The sequence below is a fragment of the Bacillus sp. ABA4_010 genome (assembly GCF_056159105.1).
Window position 1 is genome coordinate 2,058,893 of record NZ_JBSWUN010000003.1, and the last position, 18,361, is coordinate 2,077,253.

12 protein-coding genes, 1 pseudogene and 1 CRISPR repeat array are annotated in these 18,361 nt (G+C 39.1%); of the genes and pseudogenes, 2 read left to right on the forward strand and 11 right to left on the reverse strand.

Annotated elements, in window-relative coordinates:
- The 10 genes and pseudogenes from cas1c to ACXAEO_RS11595 form a co-directional block, all read right to left on the reverse strand.
- Window positions 1–1,032, reverse strand: a complete 1,032-nt coding sequence (cas1c, locus tag ACXAEO_RS11550) for a type I-C CRISPR-associated endonuclease Cas1c (RefSeq protein WP_474881044.1) — start codon at window positions 1,030–1,032, stop codon at window positions 1–3.
- Window positions 1,029–1,151 (reverse strand): annotated as a pseudogene (locus ACXAEO_RS11555) (CRISPR-associated protein Cas4); the annotation flags it as partial. The gene cas1c and the pseudogene ACXAEO_RS11555, both read right to left, overlap by 4 nt.
- A gap of 18 nt (window positions 1,152–1,169) precedes the next feature.
- Window positions 1,170–2,290, reverse strand: a protein-coding gene (locus tag ACXAEO_RS11560) for an IS3 family transposase (protein WP_474878936.1) whose coding sequence is annotated in 2 segments (ribosomal slippage) — window positions 1,170–2,041 and window positions 2,041–2,290 — 1,122 coding nt in all. Because the reading frame shifts where the segments join, the coding sequence is not laid out codon by codon here.
- Window positions 2,291–2,322: 32 nt separating this feature from the next.
- Window positions 2,323–2,907: a CRISPR-associated protein Cas4 gene (gene cas4 / locus ACXAEO_RS11565; protein WP_474881046.1), complete on the reverse strand. Its 585-nt coding sequence runs from the start codon at window positions 2,905–2,907 to the stop codon at window positions 2,323–2,325.
- On the reverse strand, window positions 2,897–3,757 hold the full coding sequence (cas7c, locus tag ACXAEO_RS11570; protein ID WP_474881050.1) for a type I-C CRISPR-associated protein Cas7/Csd2: 861 nt from the start codon (window positions 3,755–3,757) through the stop codon (window positions 2,897–2,899). The genes cas4 and cas7c overlap by 11 nt, the downstream gene beginning before the upstream one ends.
- Window positions 3,758–3,759: 2 nt before the next feature.
- Window positions 3,760–5,667, reverse strand: coding sequence for a type I-C CRISPR-associated protein Cas8c/Csd1 (gene cas8c / locus ACXAEO_RS11575; protein WP_474881052.1), 1,908 nt, complete (start codon window positions 5,665–5,667; stop codon window positions 3,760–3,762).
- Window positions 5,664–6,383 (reverse strand): type I-C CRISPR-associated protein Cas5c, encoded by a 720-nt coding sequence (gene cas5c / locus ACXAEO_RS11580; RefSeq protein ID WP_474881054.1) that lies wholly within the window; start codon window positions 6,381–6,383, stop codon window positions 5,664–5,666. Before cas5c ends, cas8c begins: the two co-directional genes overlap by 4 nt.
- A gap of 205 nt (window positions 6,384–6,588) precedes the next feature.
- Complete coding sequence (gene cas3, locus ACXAEO_RS11585; RefSeq protein WP_474881056.1) at window positions 6,589–9,012, reverse strand: CRISPR-associated helicase Cas3'; 2,424 nt, start codon at window positions 9,010–9,012, stop codon at window positions 6,589–6,591.
- Between the two features lie 677 nt (window positions 9,013–9,689).
- The gene (locus tag ACXAEO_RS11590; RefSeq protein WP_474884112.1) at window positions 9,690–9,971 is read right to left on the reverse strand and encodes a hypothetical protein; all 282 of its coding nucleotides are present in this window, start codon (window positions 9,969–9,971) and stop codon (window positions 9,690–9,692) included.
- A gap of 50 nt (window positions 9,972–10,021) precedes the next feature.
- Window positions 10,022–10,972 carry an SDR family oxidoreductase gene (locus ACXAEO_RS11595; RefSeq protein WP_474881058.1) on the reverse strand — a complete coding sequence of 317 codons (951 nt, stop codon included), beginning with the start codon at window positions 10,970–10,972 and terminating at the stop codon, window positions 10,022–10,024.
- A 359-nt stretch (window positions 10,973–11,331) separates the two neighbouring features.
- Between ACXAEO_RS11595 and ACXAEO_RS11600 the strand changes: the two genes are divergently transcribed.
- Window positions 11,332–11,712, forward strand: coding sequence for a helix-turn-helix domain-containing protein (locus ACXAEO_RS11600; protein WP_474881060.1), 381 nt, complete (start codon window positions 11,332–11,334; stop codon window positions 11,710–11,712).
- Between the two features lie 324 nt (window positions 11,713–12,036).
- A CRISPR array of direct repeats spans window positions 12,037–14,584; the repeat unit is 32 nt; unit sequence ATTTCAATCCACGCACTCACATGGAGTGCGAC.
- Window positions 14,585–14,798: 214 nt separating this feature from the next.
- Here the strand turns inward: ACXAEO_RS11600 and recQ are convergent.
- Window positions 14,799–16,931, reverse strand: a complete 2,133-nt coding sequence (gene recQ, locus ACXAEO_RS11605) for a DNA helicase RecQ (protein WP_474881062.1) — start codon at window positions 16,929–16,931, stop codon at window positions 14,799–14,801.
- A 235-nt stretch (window positions 16,932–17,166) separates the two neighbouring features.
- Between recQ and ACXAEO_RS11610 the strand changes: the two genes are divergently transcribed.
- Window positions 17,167–18,348, forward strand: coding sequence for an LL-diaminopimelate aminotransferase (locus tag ACXAEO_RS11610; RefSeq protein ID WP_474881064.1), 1,182 nt, complete (start codon window positions 17,167–17,169; stop codon window positions 18,346–18,348).
- Window positions 18,349–18,361 lie beyond the last annotated feature (13 nt).

Sequence of the window (18,361 nt, forward strand, 5' to 3'; positions counted from 1 at the left end):
CTACTTCCACAGAAACGGCGGGTACTCATCTAAGTCATTGCGTAAATAACGGGCTAATAATAAAGCTTGTGCATGTGGTACTAATCCCCAAGCTATTTTTTCACCTAAATACGGATGGGTTATCTTTTCTTGCTTTTTATTCTGCCATGCGGATAAAAATTTCTTTCTCGCATCATCTGTCATGATGACAGCCCCATTTTCTTTTTTTAGAAAATCGTCCTTATTTATGACTTTTTTATTAATGAGTGACAAAACAAACTTATCTGCGTAGACTCCTCGCAGCTCTTCCATCACATCTAAAGCTAACGATACTCTTCCTGGTCGATCGCGATGTAAAAAACCGACATATGCATCAAGTCCAACACCTTCTAACGCGGATGCCATGTCGTTTGCTAATAACGTATACGCAAATGACAGCATTGCATTGACATTATCTAGCGGTGGCCTGCGCGAACGAGAATGGAAATAAAAATCGTCTTTTTGCTGTAAGATCATTTGATTAAACAATTTATTGTAGCTGATAGCCGCTTGCCCTTCTAGCCCTCTTAACCTTTCTAAATCTTCACACTCTCTTACTGCAAGAATGATGGATGATAGATGTTGAGAAATCTCTTTAAATTGAGCCACATCTATTCGCAATGGGTAATCTCTCGTCATTCTCTCAATAATCCATTTATTATTATAAATTTTACCAACAATAAAGTTACGTGCAACTTTCGCTGACATCACTTTATCATCTGATACACGATATTGTTTCTTTCTCAAAACTACGTTTCCCTTACTTTTCCCAATCACTCTCGCCAAAAATCTTCCACTCATCGTTAAAAATACTAATGAAATATTTCTTTCTGCACAATAACCCATAAGTGCTGGGCTGGCACCCGTATAACCAAAGGACACAATGGACTCCAAATTATGAAGCGGTAATCTCCCCAGCTTCTCCTGTTCTTTCAGAAGAACAATATTGTCTCCATCCAATGATAAATAAACGTCTTGTTGAGTAATGAATAACGTATTTAGAAGCTTTTTCATTCATTAATCTTCCCTTCAATATAACTTTTGACAGACCTTTTATTCATTAATTTTGGGAGACAAATATGCTGAAGGGAGCAACTATCACAAAAGGAACCCGTTTTTACTTTAGGTGTATGTGGTATGTCAACACTAAACTAGACAGATTTTTTAAGGTGTTCAAGTTTATAATTAATTGGACTTACATAACCAAGTGTCCCGTGAATTCGGATGTGATTAAACCAGTGGACATAGTCATGTAATTCCCTTGTTAATTCTTCTAAACTCTCAAAATGTTGACCTTTCACAAACTCTGTTTTAATGATTTTAAACGTTGCTTCAGCGACGGCATTGTCATATGGGCAGCCTTTCATACTTAAAGAACGTTGAATGTTAAATGTCTCTAATGCATCGTCCATTAGCTTATTTTTAAACTCATTCCCACGATCCGTATGAAACAGTTGGATTTTACGAAGGTCGGCTTTGATCGAGGCGAACGCACGATAGACGAGTAACGCATCCTTATTTGGCCCGGCGCTGTACCCCACAATTTCCCGATTAAAGAGATCGACAAATACACATACATAATGCCATTTTTGTTTGACTCTTACGTATGTTAAATCGCTGACGATCGTTGTCAGCACTTCTTCCTGGTGGAACTCGCGGTTTAGTTCATTCTTCTGTTCGGATTCATTACAGGATTTTACATGCGGCTTAAACTGAGCTACTGTGTAAGCAGAGACAAGGCCCTGCTCTTGCATAATACGCCCAATTCTCCGTCTAGACACGATGAGTCCCCGTTTTTTTAATTCAATTTTAATTTTACGTGTTCCATAATTTTGACGGCTGGCGCGGAATATTTCGATCACATCTGACGTGATATCATCCACTGCTGCTCTTTCTTTGGCTTCATAATAGTACGTGCTTCTAGGTAATTGTAGGACTTTGCACATTGCTGATATCGAGTATTTATGTTGATTATTCTTGATGACATTTACTTTTGTCCTAGTATCAGCGCGGCTTGCTTTAAAATATCGTTCTCCATCTCTAACTGCTTATTTCGTTTACGAAGTTCAATTAATTCTTTTTGTTCAGGCGTTAACTGATCTTTTTCTTTAAAGGAGCCATTATTCTCACTTTGCCTCACCCACTTATCCAGGGAAGACGGCGTCAGGTCATATTCACGAATAATGTCCTTTCTAGGTTTACCGCTTTGATACAGCTGCACAATTTGTTGCTTAAACTCATCTGTAAATGTTCGACGTGCTTTTTTAGTCATCGTAGATTCTCCTCAAGTATATTATCTGTAGTCTACTTGACCTTAAGTTTTCTGTCCAACTCAGTGTAGCCTATCCAATGTTTTCGCTTGTAATAATCAAGCATTTCTGCAACAACTGACCTTACTTTATTTTTATTTTCTAATGTTAGCGGCACTTCGACTCTATGTTTAATTTCATTGTAAAACATATAACCTACGTTTATTTCACATAGTAACATTTCTTCCAAACACATGGCCTGTGCAGTTAGTTGTAAAATGTCTGCATCGTCCTTTTTTGGTTTACCCCGTTTATACTCGACTGGATATGCAATATATTTCCCTTCAGCGCCCGCTATCTCAACACCGTTATCATCTCTAATAAACTCCACTACATCACAAATACCTGTAATGTTAAGTTCATTCGATTTTACAGGCATCGCGCGAACGATGAGTTTATCGCCGCGCTTTTCCCTCGTAAATGGTTGGTCAGCTTTACGGTGAAGGTGTTGTCCTTCAATTGTTTTAACATTTTCTTCCCACTGTTGCTCAATATGGATAAGTGCCCACTGACGTTTGCAAAATTGAAAGTGCTGAATGCCAGACAGCATTAGATAGCTGTCTTCTTCATTATAATCCATCTATAACCTCAGCTTTTAAACCATCTAATGAACTGATCTCAATAGCGTAGTCTTCAATCGTTTTCGGTTCGTCAACTCTCTTCTTAATATCCAGCAAGCGATGGACTTTTGCTGAAGAGTATTGACCAAGCTTCGAATTATGCTCCCACCAGCACACTTTATGCACTTCCATACTTCCGTCTGGTCTAGCAGATGATGCATCATTTTCAAACAGTGTAATAAGCGCTTGTTTAATTTTTTCCGCATCTTCATTTGTAAATCCTGTTTTTTCAGCTAGTTGAGTGTTGATGCTTCCGTAAAACACATAGACCCCAAAATCAACACGGTGTTTCATTCCCATTGTATCTGAACCTTTCTCTTTTCCAGGCTCAGAGTTCACGCTTTTTGTAATTTGCATGCTTGTAATGTCAATTGGGTCTACACTCGTTGCCGTATGAATGGAAACAGGACCCCTTACTCCAACAGAAACACCTTTTCCTGTGCCTCCCTTAAAAGCAAAAACTTGCCCGAAGCTCCTTACATCAATCCATGTCTTGCATGCAGTTGCAGCAAACAACTCACTAGGATTTTCTTTCGATTTTAGTGCTTTTACTAATTCTTCATTCGCTTCTGCTCTTTCTCTCAAACTATTAAATTGATCGATTTTTCTGTCATTTGATTGCACAAAAATAGACTCCTCCATATCTTGGAGACGATTTCTAATTTTTCGCTTAATAGCTACATCAGAAATTTCACCATGACCATCATAATTTTGTCTCGGTCGATTTCCATTTAAAGGGTCCCCATTTGCATTAGCCTTTGTTACAGATAAAATAACTGCAAAATCGATTTTATGATTTAAAATTGTCATACTTAATTCTCCTCCCCAGTATTTATCGCTTCTTCTACTGAATTACTTTTATCCTTTTTTTGATACAACTCATGACGCTGACTATAAAATCCTAACAAATACTTACCAGATAACGATTTGTTATTAAAATCTTCAACTGTAAATTTTGAACCCACTTCATCTATTAACTTAGATAAATATGTTGCTTTCGTTCCAAGTCGGGCTTGATATGGCTGTAACGAAGCTTGAATCGTTTTCCATGTTCTTGCCGGATGCTTGGAAAACGAGTTCATATAGCGGATAGCGTTTGTTGCGCGTGTTTCTTTTGCATCTAAAGCGCTTCTCTCTAACACATCCGCGATTGCTAATAAACGGCCAAATAAATAATCACGGTCATTGTTATCTTTATCTAACGTCACATTATATCCCTCCTGTTTGTTGATTAATGCACATGCAATGCTTAATGTTTTTTCCCATTCCCATTTTTCCATTGACATAGGATTTGAGGCACGCTCACGGGCACTTCTGACGATGTCAAATGGAATCTCCCGCTCATCTACAATACAAGGTAGCATACGCTCCATCAATCCTTTGACCACTTTCTCATTTGCATTTGGTCCATAAGTAGCAAATGCAATATCTTTCGTTGATGGTGCCCCGTAAAATTTGACAAATTCATTATCGTTATTTTTACGATAGCGATGTTCCCATGCACAAGTAGAGTGCCAGTTTTTCAACCTGTTTAAATAAATGTCTTTATGCATATTACGATAATATAAAACTGCTAACCTGCCAGTTGTTGCTGAGTCAAGGATGAGGATATTTACATCAGCCTTGGATTTTAAATTATTTTTATATCCCTCAATTGCTTTAGCCACTTCATCTGCAAATTGCTCATGCGTATAAGATTTTATTTCTCGTTTTTCTATCGTTACATCTAGTGAAAAAATATCGTAACTATCTTCTATAATATCGGGAATATCCTCTGCATCATTTCCCCAAACAAGAAACACACGCTGATCAACAATTTTCCCTTGTTTATTAATGAGCCATTTCAGAGCATTGTGCGCTTTTTGCGATACATCATAACTGATATTTGCTACCTCATTTGATTTATTAAATCTTCCCCTAAATGTAAATCCGCTCGTATCATTTGCGGAAATCAACTTTGCCTTATCCCCTGCATGCCTAATCTTATTTACATGTTTAGTCGCATATGGCATCATTTTTCCTATTACATAGCAATAGTCCTTGCTATTTAAAGATTCATTATAAAACTGGATGTAAGATTCATAAATCTCCGGGTCCTTCCAAACCTTTGTTAGCATTCTTTCTGGTGAATAAACGTTGAATCTAATAAAAAGGTTTTCCAATCCTCCTGTAACAATGGAAAAAATCGGAGGTTTTTTATCCAAAATCTCTTCGGCATTTTTATCCCATTTAGTAATTAATTGATTATTTTTATTTACATACAATATTTCTACTTTAATTAAATCCTTAATCAAACTACGCTGAATCAAATAACTATAAATGCTTTTTAATTTGGCTGTCGCATAAGGCTTTCCTACCCATTGTTCTAATTGGTCAATATAATAAGAAAATAGTTCTCCTGTTAAATCTTGTCCATAATCTGAAACATCTCCAGCCGCATAACTTAACTTTGAATGGAGAGGATATGGTATTTTCCCAAAACTCACTTTACTTCCTGCATCTTCCGTACAAGGGATCACCGTACTTGCATCACTTTTATCAATGATTGTCGCTGAATGAAATTGACCATCCTCTGTAATTGAAACTTCGATATGTGCAGTCTGAGTAGTATGAGAAATCGGCAACAAGGTATATTCCTGACCATTATATTTTTTTTCAATCTGGCCCACCTGATCCAAATTTGATTCATACGTTTCGTACAAATTCAATAGCCAGCTCATTTATTTACCTCCACTTCTAATTTTGCGAAGAGCTCATCTACTGATTCAATGTTTGAATGATCAAAGTGTTTCGGTTCCATATCGGAAATTTTACGCACATGAGTACATTGATCTGGTGGAATAAATTGAATAACTCCATTTTTCATAACTGGATTCCAAAGACGCACTTCCATCTCATTTCTACCCGTCTCATCAGGATAGTTAATTCCATGAACCATTGTGCCAAAATGCACATCACCGTAATTATCATAAAAACTTTCTCCTTCTCCAAATACGCACGGCTCTACATATCCTTGGCATTCCCTTGTTCCTAGAAAAATGTCTCTGCGTCCGCCAGCTTTGAGAGATCGTTTAAGAATGTTATGATGCTTATTTTCATTACGGTCAAATGCTAGATCAGGACGATGAGGATTAAAGACAAAATGCGCTTTCACTTGATACCTAACATCCCTCAAATACGTATAATTAGCCAATGTGTTTCCCCCACCATATTCAATCGGACGAATACCTTTTGACTCCATTTTAATAGCATTCATAACTCGTAGCTCATCCACTACCATAAGTAGTGTCGGCTTCCAATAAATACTTTCTACAATCCCCTTTAAAGCTTGATAAGTTGGCACATTATAAGTCATTTTTTCCCCGCCTAATTTCATGAGAGGATCTGTAAATAGAGCGTAATCACCATATAGCTCAAATTCAATAGAATTCCTCATTACCATCCACCTCCTTACTTTTATGGTTTTTTATTACAATTAAATAATACCTTCGACTCATTAAAACATCAATATATTTAATGATATATTATACGAAAATTGTGAACTTTAATTGAACATGTTATAATAAATAGTCGCTATTATTAGCGTGGATTGAAAAGTATACTATATCATTAAAAAACCTATCTAAACAAAGATAGGTTTTTTAAAATATTGCTGACTGAAAATCACTTTCATTTTGAACATCCAATCCATATTTATTGTTATACGCCCCTTCCTTCAGGGCTAAAACTTTTCCATCAAGATAGGATACTAGTCCATCGTTTTTTATCAATTGTTCTTTTTCATAGCTAAATATGTTAACGGTATACTGCTGAGCCTTTCGTAATAATCGACCAATATCCTCGATTGAACGACTACCATTTAACTCAGCAATGATATCATTACCTTCGCCATATGTCACAATGACTGAAGTTGTAACATTATCTATAACGTGAAAATGTTCAGCTGCGGTTTTATAACTGTTTACAATGAACAGCGGGAGTTGCTTTTTCTCGTTATGAATATAAGCTTTGTAATAACTAGATTTTGTTTTTGGTGCCGCTAATAATTCAGTCATCTCTTTTTTTAACTTTGGAATAAAGTAATTTAAGTTTGATTCAAATTCGGTGTAATACTCTTTGAAATACCGCTCCATCGCTTGTTGTGATAAAATATGGCCTCCGTGTTCTTTATTGCTGCGCTTCAAGTCCACCAAAATTCTTTTTGTAACTTGTTTTCCAACTTTAATCTCTTTTAATCGACTTAAATTTTCCTCCTCATGATCGATTACATAAACATATCGCAGTCCCTTTTCACCATGACGATTGCACCGGCCAGCCGCTTGTGCAATGGAATCTAATCCAGCTAAAGACCTGATGACACATTCAAAACTCACATCTACCCCGGCTTCAATTAATTGGGTGCTAATACAAATGATTTTATTACCTTCTTTAAGTTGGTTCCTGATTTCTGCTAAAATTTCATTTCGATGAGCAGCACACATTGATGTACTTAAATGGTAAACTGGAATATCCGGTGCATTATTTTGTAACCGTGTATACAAATCTCTCACTACAGACTTTGTATTTAAAATAACTAAAACACTCTGAACCTCTTCAATCTTTATATTGATAAAATCTGTTAGTTTATCATTATTAAATGTTTCATGTGTTGCTTTATCAATAATTTCTACTCGTTTAAATGCCTCAATAACGTGATCTAAGTTATCAATCATTTCGGCATCTGTATTAACTTCTAACTTATGCTCCACAAAATCTAATGCTGGCTGAGTAGCGGTACAAAGAACAATACTGGAATGGCCATGTACCTTTAAAAAATTTAGTGCTTGATTAAATAAAGATACACAAGGAATAGGAACTTTCTGCACTTCATCAAAAATAATCACAGATTGACTTAAATTATGAAGCCTTCTAATGTTGCGACTCCCTTTTGCGTAAAAGACATTTAAAAACTGCACCATTGTCGTAAAAATAATGGGAGAATCCCAATTATCTTTAGCGAATTTTAATTTTTGTTGTATATTAATCATGCCGTCTTGATTTTCATCATTATCATTCGTATCATCTACAACGTTTGAATGATGCTCTAAAATATTGGCTTCATCCTTTAATATTTTTCGAACTTCCTCTGCGTTTTGCTCAATGATAGTAGTATAGGGGACAACATAAATAATTCGTTTTTTGTTATGAAGTTTAGCGTGTTTTAGTGCGTATCGTAAGCTTGCCAATGTTTTACCGCCGCCAGTAGGGATCGATAATGTATAAATTCCTGATGGATTCTCAGCAAATTGGTCGCACTGATCCGACATTTCTTTTCTTAGAAGATTAATAGGTGTATTTGCTTTAAATGAATTGATTTTTTCCATGAGTCTTTCATAATATGTATTAAATAACTCGCCATGATTATTTAATACTTTGTCTTTTGTGTTTTCTTCAAATAATCTCGTGTTTGTTCGATCGGCATCAATTAATGCACTAAAAATAAATTTGGTCAAGAACATTAATTGCTTCTCATTATGTTCCGGGGGTTCTTTAGCTAAAAAGATTTCTAGTTCTCTAGCAGCTTTGTCAACATAACTATGAAAGTCTTTCTTATTCATGACATATTCAAAAAAACATTGCTTTGCATTGTCAAATCCATCTAATTTTTTATCTCTAACTCTGTTTAAGTAGTTTGACTCTAAATCTGGATTTAAAAAATCCTGAAGATACGCATGATGAGAAATAATTGAATTTCCAACAATTTCAGCTACTATCCCTTTATATTTATCGCGAGAGATACTCTCCTTTGTATGAAAAAGCTCGTATAAAAGCTTCCCTCCTGCAGTTGAATGATCAACACTCCCTTTTCTAGGTGGGGCGTCAGGATTATTTACCGCTTCTATTATGTACTCTCTAAACTCCTTCGTATATTTTCCAAGATCATGCAGCATACCAGCGAGACCAGCTACATGTTTCACACCAATCTTTTCTCCATACATTTCTGCAAGTTCTTTTACTTCTAATAGATGTTCTTCGACGGTCTGTATATGTTGGTCACTTTCGCGAATGTGAGCAATATACCCCATTTAATCTCCTCCTCGTAGCAAAAAGAAGTTTATAATACTCAAACACAACTCCATTATAACCTATATTTTTACATATAATTGATAATATCCCCACATAAAACCCAAATTTTTTAGATTGATAACTAAAGAAGCAGGTTTTTTGAGAACTCCATGCTGGAACCAATAACAAACAATAAATTTTAAAAACACAAAAAGGACCACTTCATCTGATTAATTAGTGATGTGGTCTAGCAAGTTTAGTGTCAGGATGACTATAATTTACCCCCTTCCCCCTTGGTAGTCGCACCTATATAGAGTGCGACTACTCCCATTTCACCGTAAATTTGCCCTTCATCTATTTCAATCCACGCGCTCACACGGAGTACGACGGCATCGGGTGGGGCATTCGCTCTACCCTGGTGCATTTCAATCCACGCACTCACATGGAATGCGACTTGGGCTGTAGCAAAGGCGAGGTCATAAAATGCCGATTTCAATCCACGCACTCACATGGAATGCGACCCCAAATGACACCAGCTATCAGAAGGCCTACACTGATTTCAATCCACGCACTCACACGGAGTACGACGTCGAGATAAGGGAAATGACAAGGATAGAAACGGATTTCAATCCACGCACTCACACGGAGTACGACAGCGATTCCCAATAAAAATGACCTAGAAATCTGTCATTCCTACTCAAAATACGCTAGTTTCTTTATAGAAATAAAGAACATTATACAAATTATAACAAAAAATGGGAATATCACATATAAAAACAGGTGCGAATGTCCCCGGAATTTTATGTCCGCTATACATTTGCACCTTACATGATTGAGTTATTTTATTTTCTGCTACCTGCCCGATGATTTCATGCTGATTCACTTTTTTGACCATGTACGCTTTAATCATGAAATAGCTAATCTCATCCGGCAGTTGTTCTTTAATTGGTTTTAGCTTTTCTTCCCTGACTGCTTCAATTACTTGTTCGCCAACAAATCATATTTCAAAGGGATTACACTTTTAGTTTCTTATAAGCCCCAGCTAACACCCGTTGCTTTTTCTGATACTTCCCATAACCTTTTTGCCACTTGCTTATCTAAAGCATGTGGTTTGATACCGCAGTTACCAACAGGACCAACCCAGTTCGCTATTCCTGTAGGACCATAAAAACCACGTTCATCTAGATTTGGTTCTGTAGCACACATCACTTCAGGATAAGCACCTTTTTCGGCAGATTGTACCATTGGAGACAATGTCATCAGACCAAACATGATTCTAGTGGCTAAATTACCGCTAGTTTTAATTAATGATGTCGCAGAAGAACCCGGATGACAAGCGTAAACTTTTACGTTATGGTTGCCTGCTTTTTTTAATCTATCTTGCAACTCATAAACTGTCATAATCTGCGCCAACTTACTTTGACTGTAAGTATTATTTTGGTGATAGTTATGATCCCAGTTCATATCATCAAATTGGATCGTTTTGATGCCCATATCATAACCCATACTCCCCACAGTCACAATGCGTCCTTTGGATTTATCAATCAATGGGAAAAGCAAGGCTTGCAGTGTGAAATGACCATAGTGATTGACACCAAGCATGCTTTCATGTCCGTCAACGGTAAATTGTTGGGTAGGTACTTGAGCGATGGCACCGTTACATATCAGTGCATCGATACGTTCCACTTTTTCAAAAATCTCTGCTGCAGCTGCTTTTACAGAGGATTGATCTCCCAAATCCATACGGATGAAGGATACATCAGCATCGCTACCCAGCTCTTGTTTTATTCTTGCAATAACCTCCTCTGATTTTTTAGAGTTACGGTTTAACATCACTACTTTTCCACCTTTTGATGCCAGTATCTTTGAGGCTTCAAATCCTGTTCCACTGCTTGCACCTGTGATAAGGTAGGTTTTTCCTTTTAGTGAACCTATTCGATCTGGTGTCCATCCATTTTTTCCAAATTGTGTATCTGCCATTTTTTTCAGTCTCCTTTTTAATCTTTATAACGTCATGTTCGCGTTTTATTTTCTTCATTTCTCATATCAATGGTTAATAGTGGTCTATGCTATTGGTAATTTACTATCAAATGCATTCTTCATTTTCATTCCTCCTAAGAAGTATAGATAACCAGTAAAATGAAAATTTACGACTCACCTATAATGATTGATTTATTATTGATTGCTTACCTAACCCTATTTTCCAAATCAGTGATTTCTTTTATCTGAAATCATTATATCTCTCTATCATGTTAACAACTAGGTGCATTCATATCGAAAACTTGCCTATTTGTATCACTACTGTTGTATTATGTATATAATCGCGATAAACTACTTATATGAGTAAACAAAGAATAAAACAAATCATTGAAAATAGAATAACAGAAGATGGCATGATGGAAACTGGCATTAAAGGTGTACATCTATTTAGAGCCAGCGACTCACAGTGTATTGTGTATTTATCTTCAAATCTTGATAAAGTAGTCACCATCGAAGATATGGCTGAACAGGTTGGTATGAGTAGAGCCGTTTTCCATCGAAAATTTAAACAGGCAACAACGATGTCACCCATCCAGTTTGCAAAGTCTATGCGTCTTAACAGCGCTGCTATGAAAATGGCAACTGGTATGAGCGTAAACGAAGCCGCATTTGAAGTTGGATATGTTAGTTCATCACAATTTAGTCGAGAGTTCAAGCGAATGTATGGACAATCCCCTTAACAGTGGAGTTCTTCTAATCAACGCTCTCCAGAAATGATGCGACGTAACGAAAATTACTTTGATCAATTTCATCAATCTGATAAATCAATATAATTGATAAATACGAAAACAGGAATCTATGACTCTTAGATTCAAGCTACTATCATTCATTTATATGATAAATGCCATATTACACCTGTTTTTATGTTAAAAGAAGGCGGCAAATCGGTCATTCATGACCGATTTGCCGCCCCAACATTTGAATAGCAGCAGGATTCCCTCTTTACTGGGAACCTGCTTTTTCTTTTAAAATCATCTGCGATACTTGTCTCGTTATGTATAATAATTTCAATCCATGCACCCACACAGAGTACGACCTCTTGTTCCATAAGTCCCGTTGCAATGTCAATCCACGCACTCACATGGAGTGCGACGAGAAGTTTTTTGTGGACATTATGCTGTTTGATATGATTTCAATCCACGCACTCACATGGAGTGCGACCTCTTCGTCCAGTTCTTCACCCAACGCATCGATTGCATTTCAATCCACGCACTCACATGGAGTGCGACATCCATAGATCCTAACTTAGATATTTATACAAATATATTTCAATCCACGCACTCACATGGAGTGCGACACAAGTAAAAAAGGTAAATTGACGGTCGTTTCTATTTCAATTCACGCACTCACATGGAGTGCGACGTTCCTAATCAAAATAAATCCCCCGTAACGTTATCAATTTCAATCCACGCACTCACATGGAGTGCGACGTTCCTAATCAAAATAAATCCCCCGTAACGTTATCAATTTCAATCCACGCACTCACATGGAGTGCGACGACCTATGCTGATTCATTAGCCAGCACCATGACCATTTCAATCCACGCACTCACATGGAGTGCGACCCGACTCCTATTTTTTCTGCAACAAGTTCCAAAATTTCAATCCACGCACTCACATGGAGTGCGACTTTACAGGTGTAAAAGACAATGACTTTGTTTCTATTTCAATCCACGCACTCACATGGAGTGCGACCCGTTTCTCGTATAGATTGTGATGGCGCTCGGTAATTTCAATCCACGCACTCACATGGAGTGCGACTTTACAGGTGTAAAAGACAATGACTTTGTTTCTATTTCAATCCACGCACTCACATGGAGTGCGACCCGTTTCTCGTATAGATTGTGATGGCGCTCGGTAATTTCAATCCACGCACTCACATGGAGTGCGACAAATACAGAGCTATGATTACAGTAAAAAACAACCATTTCAATCCACGCACTCACATGGAGTGCGACAGGTTTGGGAGATTAGAAAAAGCAGTTGAAAACATATTTCAATCCACGCACTCACATGGAGTGCGACATTAGGTCGTATAGGTAAGGAGGTCATTTAATATGATTTCAATCCACGCACTCACATGGAGTGCGACAGCAATCATTGAGCAATATGAGTTACGTATCGAAATTTCAATCCACGCACTCACATGGAGTGCGACGGACAAATTATAAATATTTGGATGTTGCTAGGCATTTCAATCCACGCACTCACATGGAGTGCGACCTTTTTAATCCCATATCAACGGTGACTTCTTTTTTTGCATTTCAATCCACGCACTCACATGGAGTGCGACAAGTTTTTCCATTGAGTGCTGCTAAACTCATTTTATTTCAATCCACGCACTCACATGGAGTGCGACCATATGTCTTTTCAGGCTTTAAATCCGCACCCATATTTCAATCCACGCACTCACATGGAGTGCGACCCCAGTAATACAGAAAAATGTAAAATCCATGTAGATTTCAATCCACGCACTCACATGGAGTGCGACTGATTCGGTCACTATTGCTTCTGTTGAATTGCTCATTTCAATCCACGCACTCACATGGAGTGCGACTTTCCATTTTTGAAACAAGTATGCAAACCCTTCATATTTCAATCCACGCACTCACATGGAGTGCGACCAGCATGACGGGAGGGAGCAAAAATACTTCAAAACATTTCAATCCACGCACTCACATGGAGTGCGACCTTGCACTCGATTCACATTCATGTTATAAGTTATTTCAATCCACGCACTCACATGGAGTGCGACTAGTTGAAGTAGTAGCTGATGTTTCATTAGGTAATTTCAATCCACGCACTCACATGGAGTGCGACCTTACGTAACAGCCTATGCAAGGATATTACTATATATTTCAATCCACGCACTCACATGGAGTGCGACGCAAAGATACAGAACAAATGACAACCGCTTTAAATATTTCAATCCACGCACTCACATGGAGTGCGACCCCGTTCCGGGTGGTAAAAATTACGTATTATAACATATTTCAATCCACGCACTCACATGGAGTGCGACGGATTACCGTAGAAGTAAATAATGTATAAAATAATATTTCAATCCACGCACTCACATGGAGTGCGACTTTACTTACACCAGCTGCATCAGCTTGACTAGGATTTCAATCCACGCACTCACATGGAGTGCGACGTCTGACTCTGTTGATGGCGCAAGCTGAACATAATATTTCAATCCACGCACTCACATGGAGTGCGACTAATACGTTAGACACCTAAAGTTGCTTAGAATGATTTCAATCCACGCACTCACATGGAGTGCGACGATTATACAAAGCAACTTGGAACTAATATTGGTATTTCAATCCACGCACTCACATGGAGTGCGACGTCCGTCATGTTCTCTTTGTAAGTGAGTGTGACATATTTCAATCCACGCACTCACATGGAGTGCGACCTTTTCTTTCTTGTTTCATCAAGGTAAATACAAGTATTTCAATCCACGCACTCACATGGAGTGCGACGCGATTTTAACAGTTTCATACAAGCCAGTAGCAGATATTTCAATCCACGCACTCACATGGAGTGCGACAGCGATTTCCAATAAAAATGACCTAGAAATCTGTCATTTCTACTCAAAATACGCTATTTTCTTTATAGAAATAAAGAACGTTATACAAATTATAACAAAAAATGGGAATTTAGCATAGAAAAACAGGTGCGAATGTCCCCGGAATTTTATGTCCGCTATACATTCGCACCTTACATGACAAAGTGATTTTATTTTCTTCTCTCTGCGTGATAATTTAATGCTGATTCACTTTTTTGACCATGTACGCTTTAATCATGAAATAACTAATCTCATCCGGCAGTTGTTCTTTAATTGGTTTTAGTTTTTCTGCTCCGACTGCTTCAATTGCTTGTTCGATTAGTGGCTCGTATTGTGAAGGCAGTAATTCTTCCCAATTAACGTCCATTCCATCATTGATACAGCGAAACAGATGATTTTCTACTGTTTGAGGCGATAATTCCCGCTCCTTCGCAATGTCTTGAATGGTGTGGCCTTGTTTATACATTTCATATGACACGATATGGGAAGCTTCTGAATCGACTTTCACTTTCTTCGGCGCTTGTACGGGTTTGTCTACCGTTTCCCGTTGACGATCCGGATGTTCTTCGCAAAATTGGATCATCGCTTCAATAAAGACTTCTCCGTAACGCTCCTGCTTTTGCGCTCCGACTCCTTTTACCGTTAAAAATTCTTCGGCAGTTCGCGGCAGTTTGGCACACATATCCTGCAAGGTTTGATCGGAAAAAATGACGAACGGCGGCACTTTTTCATTTGCGGCGATTTGTTTGCGAAGTTCGCGTAAATGATTGAACAGCTCATCATCCCGCACGACTTGGGCCGCTTGCATCCGCTCTTTTCGTTGAACCGTTTCGCTCCCTCTCAGCACTTCTTTTCCTTTTGGCGTAACGTGTAAAACAGGATACGGGCCAGGTGTGACACCGATGTAGTCATTCGACGTTAGAAAATCAATAAATTCACTCACATCTTTCGTGGTTTGTTGTTTCAAAATGCCGTAAGTTGTGAGCTCATGAAAGCCCATTTCTCGTACCTTTTTATTGTTAGAGCCTGTCAGCACTTGGGCGATGATCGTTTTTCCGAATCGCTCCCCCATACGAATCATACATGAAAGCACCATTTGCGCTTCTTTTGTCACATCGACGGATTGACGGTCATCGGTACAGTTGCTGCATCGTCCACACGGTGTTGTCTCGCTTTCACCGAAATAATATAAAATTGCCGCTTGCAGGCAATCTTCAGTATGGACGTAATCGACCATTTGCCGCAGCCTCAGCAATTCCTGACGTTGACGCTCTGGATGGTGGTGCTGCTGTTCGATTAAAAAGCGCTGAATTTGCACATCTTGAGCAGAAAATAACAGAACACATTCACTATCAAGCCCATCTCGCCCGGCACGACCCGCTTCCTGATAATAGCTTTCCATGTTTTTCGGAAGCTGATAGTGGATGACATACCGCACATTTGACTTGTTAATCCCCATCCCGAAAGCGTTTGTGGCGACCATGACGGATATGTCATCTTGTAAAAAGCGCTCTTGTTGTTCGGAACGTTCAGAGTCACTCATACCTGCATGATAGCGGCCAACGTTCACGCCTTTTTTCTGAAGCTGCTCGTACAAGGCGTCGACATCTTTTCGGGTTGCCGCATAAATGATGCCAGATTCCGTTTTGTTTTTCTCGGCATAGTCGGTAATGAAGGTACTGCGATTTTCGCCTTTTAACACTTTAAACGCAAGATTGTCCCGGCCAAATCCTGTAATAACCGTGTTTTCAACAGGAATGGAGAGCGTTTCGCAAATATCTTGTCTCACTTCCGGCGTGGCGGTCGCCGTTAACGCTAAAATGGTTGGCTTGCCCGAAAGCTGACTAATCATCGATTGGATGCGCAAATAACTTGGGCGGAAATCATGACCCCATTGAGAAATACAGTGCGCTTCATCAATGGCGACAAGCGGAACCGGCAGCTGCTTCAAGTCTTCGAGAAAAGACGGTGATTCCAATCGTTCAGGTGCGATGTACAACAGCTTGTACACCCCTTGTCCCGCTTCCATCATCGTTTGTTGAATCTCTCCATGGGACATTGAGCTGTTAATATAAGCAGCCGGAATTCCCGCTTGTGTCAGGGCATCGACCTGATCCTTCATTAACGAGATAAGAGGCGAAATGACAAGGGTAATGCCAGGAAGCACCATCGCCGGCACTTGATAACAAATCGACTTCCCTCCGCCTGTTGGCATAATGCCCGCTGTATCTTGCCCTTCCAGCACAAGCTGAATGATTTCTTCTTGTCCCTTTCGAAACGTATCGTAGCCGAAATAACGGCGTAAAGTATCAGTTGCTTTTGTCAGCACAGTTAAACATCCTCCCGTCGCACATCGCGATGACGTGCCGTTTCTTTTTCTCTTTGTATAGGTTATCACCTTATGGCGAGACAATCTACTGTTACTGTCTATGTTGTATTTTTCTGTTCTTTCCTTCCCCCTTATTTTTGACACAGTATTCAGAAAAGTGTGGTAAAATATGCCGTAGTCATGTGCAAGCATGAAGCGAACGCTTCGTGTCTGCATGTTTAATGGAGGTTTGATGATGAATAGACAATTAGCAAAACGAATGAACGCCTTTCAGCCATCTGTTTTTAGTGAATTGGCGGCTTATAAGAAGCAAAAAATAGCGGAAGGAGCGGAGATGATTGATTTAAGCATCGGCAGTCCTGATTTGCCTCCCCCTGATTTTGTTATGGAGACGCTAAAAAAGGCAGCAAGTGAACAAAGGGCATACGGCTATACATTAAAAGGAACAGCCGACTTTCACGAAGCTGTCGCTGATTACTACAACAAGCAGCATCACGTTTCATTAGTGCCAGAACAGGAAGTATTGCTTATGATGGGTTCACAGGACGGATTGGTTCATTTACCGATGGTCTTTGCTGATCCAGGTGACCTCATTTTAGTTCCTGACCCTGGCTATACTGCTTATGCAGCTGGCATTGCTATGGCTGGTGCGAAGATGCATTTTATGCCCCTTCATCCAGAAAACCGCTTTTTACCGGATTTGGATAGCATTCCAGAAGAAATAGCGAAGCAAGCAAAAATAATGATTTTGAATTTTCCAGGCAACCCCGTTCCAGCAGTCGCGGATCAAGCGTTTTTTGAAAAGGCGATTTCCTTTGCGAAACAGCATGACATTCTCATTGTTCATGATTTTGCTTACTCGGAGTTGTATTATGACGGCAACAAACCAATCAGCTTTTTATCTGTCCCCGGCGCAAAAGAAACGGGAATCGAAATGAATTCTCTTTCCAAAAGCTTCAACATGGCAGGATGCCGGATTGGTTATGCCGTCGGAAATGAAGAGATCCTTCAAGCAGTCGCACAGTTCAAGTCTAATCTTGATTACGGGGTATTTCTGCCTGTTCAGCAAGCAGCGGTGGAAGCACTCAAAAATGGGGCGGGCTTTTGCGAAAACAGCCGAGCTATTTACGAAAAACGGCGAGATCTGTTAGTGGATGGACTGCGGGCACTTGGATGGAACGTGGAAAAACCGGCAGGAAGCGTGTTTGTATGGGCGAAAATTCCCGATAACTGGACATCGCTCGATTTTACATATGCACTTATGGACAAGGCTCATGTTGTCGTTACACCAGGGCATGCTTTCGGTCCGACAGGAGAAGGCTATGTTCGTATCGCCCTTGTTCAGTCAGAAGCATCCATTCAACGAGCGCTTCAGTATCTTGCACAGAGTGGGCTTTTCTCTTACATGGAACGCTGACCTTTCGAGCATA

Coding starts and splice junctions, on each gene's coding strand:
- cas1c (WP_474881044.1), bottom strand. CDS start 1,032: ATGAAAAAGCTTCTAAATACGTTATTCATTACTCAACAAGACGTTTAT.
- cas4 (WP_474881046.1), bottom strand. CDS start 2,907: ATGGATTATAATGAAGAAGACAGCTATCTAATGCTGTCTGGCATTCAG.
- cas7c (WP_474881050.1), bottom strand. CDS start 3,757: ATGACAATTTTAAATCATAAAATCGATTTTGCAGTTATTTTATCTGTA.
- cas8c (WP_474881052.1), bottom strand. CDS start 5,667: ATGAGCTGGCTATTGAATTTGTACGAAACGTATGAATCAAATTTGGAT.
- cas5c (WP_474881054.1), bottom strand. CDS start 6,383: ATGAGGAATTCTATTGAATTTGAGCTATATGGTGATTACGCTCTATTT.
- cas3 (WP_474881056.1), bottom strand. CDS start 9,012: ATGGGGTATATTGCTCACATTCGCGAAAGTGACCAACATATACAGACC.
- ACXAEO_RS11595 (WP_474881058.1), bottom strand. CDS start 10,972: ATGGCAGATACACAATTTGGAAAAAATGGATGGACACCAGATCGAATA.
- ACXAEO_RS11600 (WP_474881060.1), top strand. CDS start 11,332: ATGAGTAAACAAAGAATAAAACAAATCATTGAAAATAGAATAACAGAA.
- ACXAEO_RS11610 (WP_474881064.1), top strand. CDS start 17,167: ATGAATAGACAATTAGCAAAACGAATGAACGCCTTTCAGCCATCTGTT.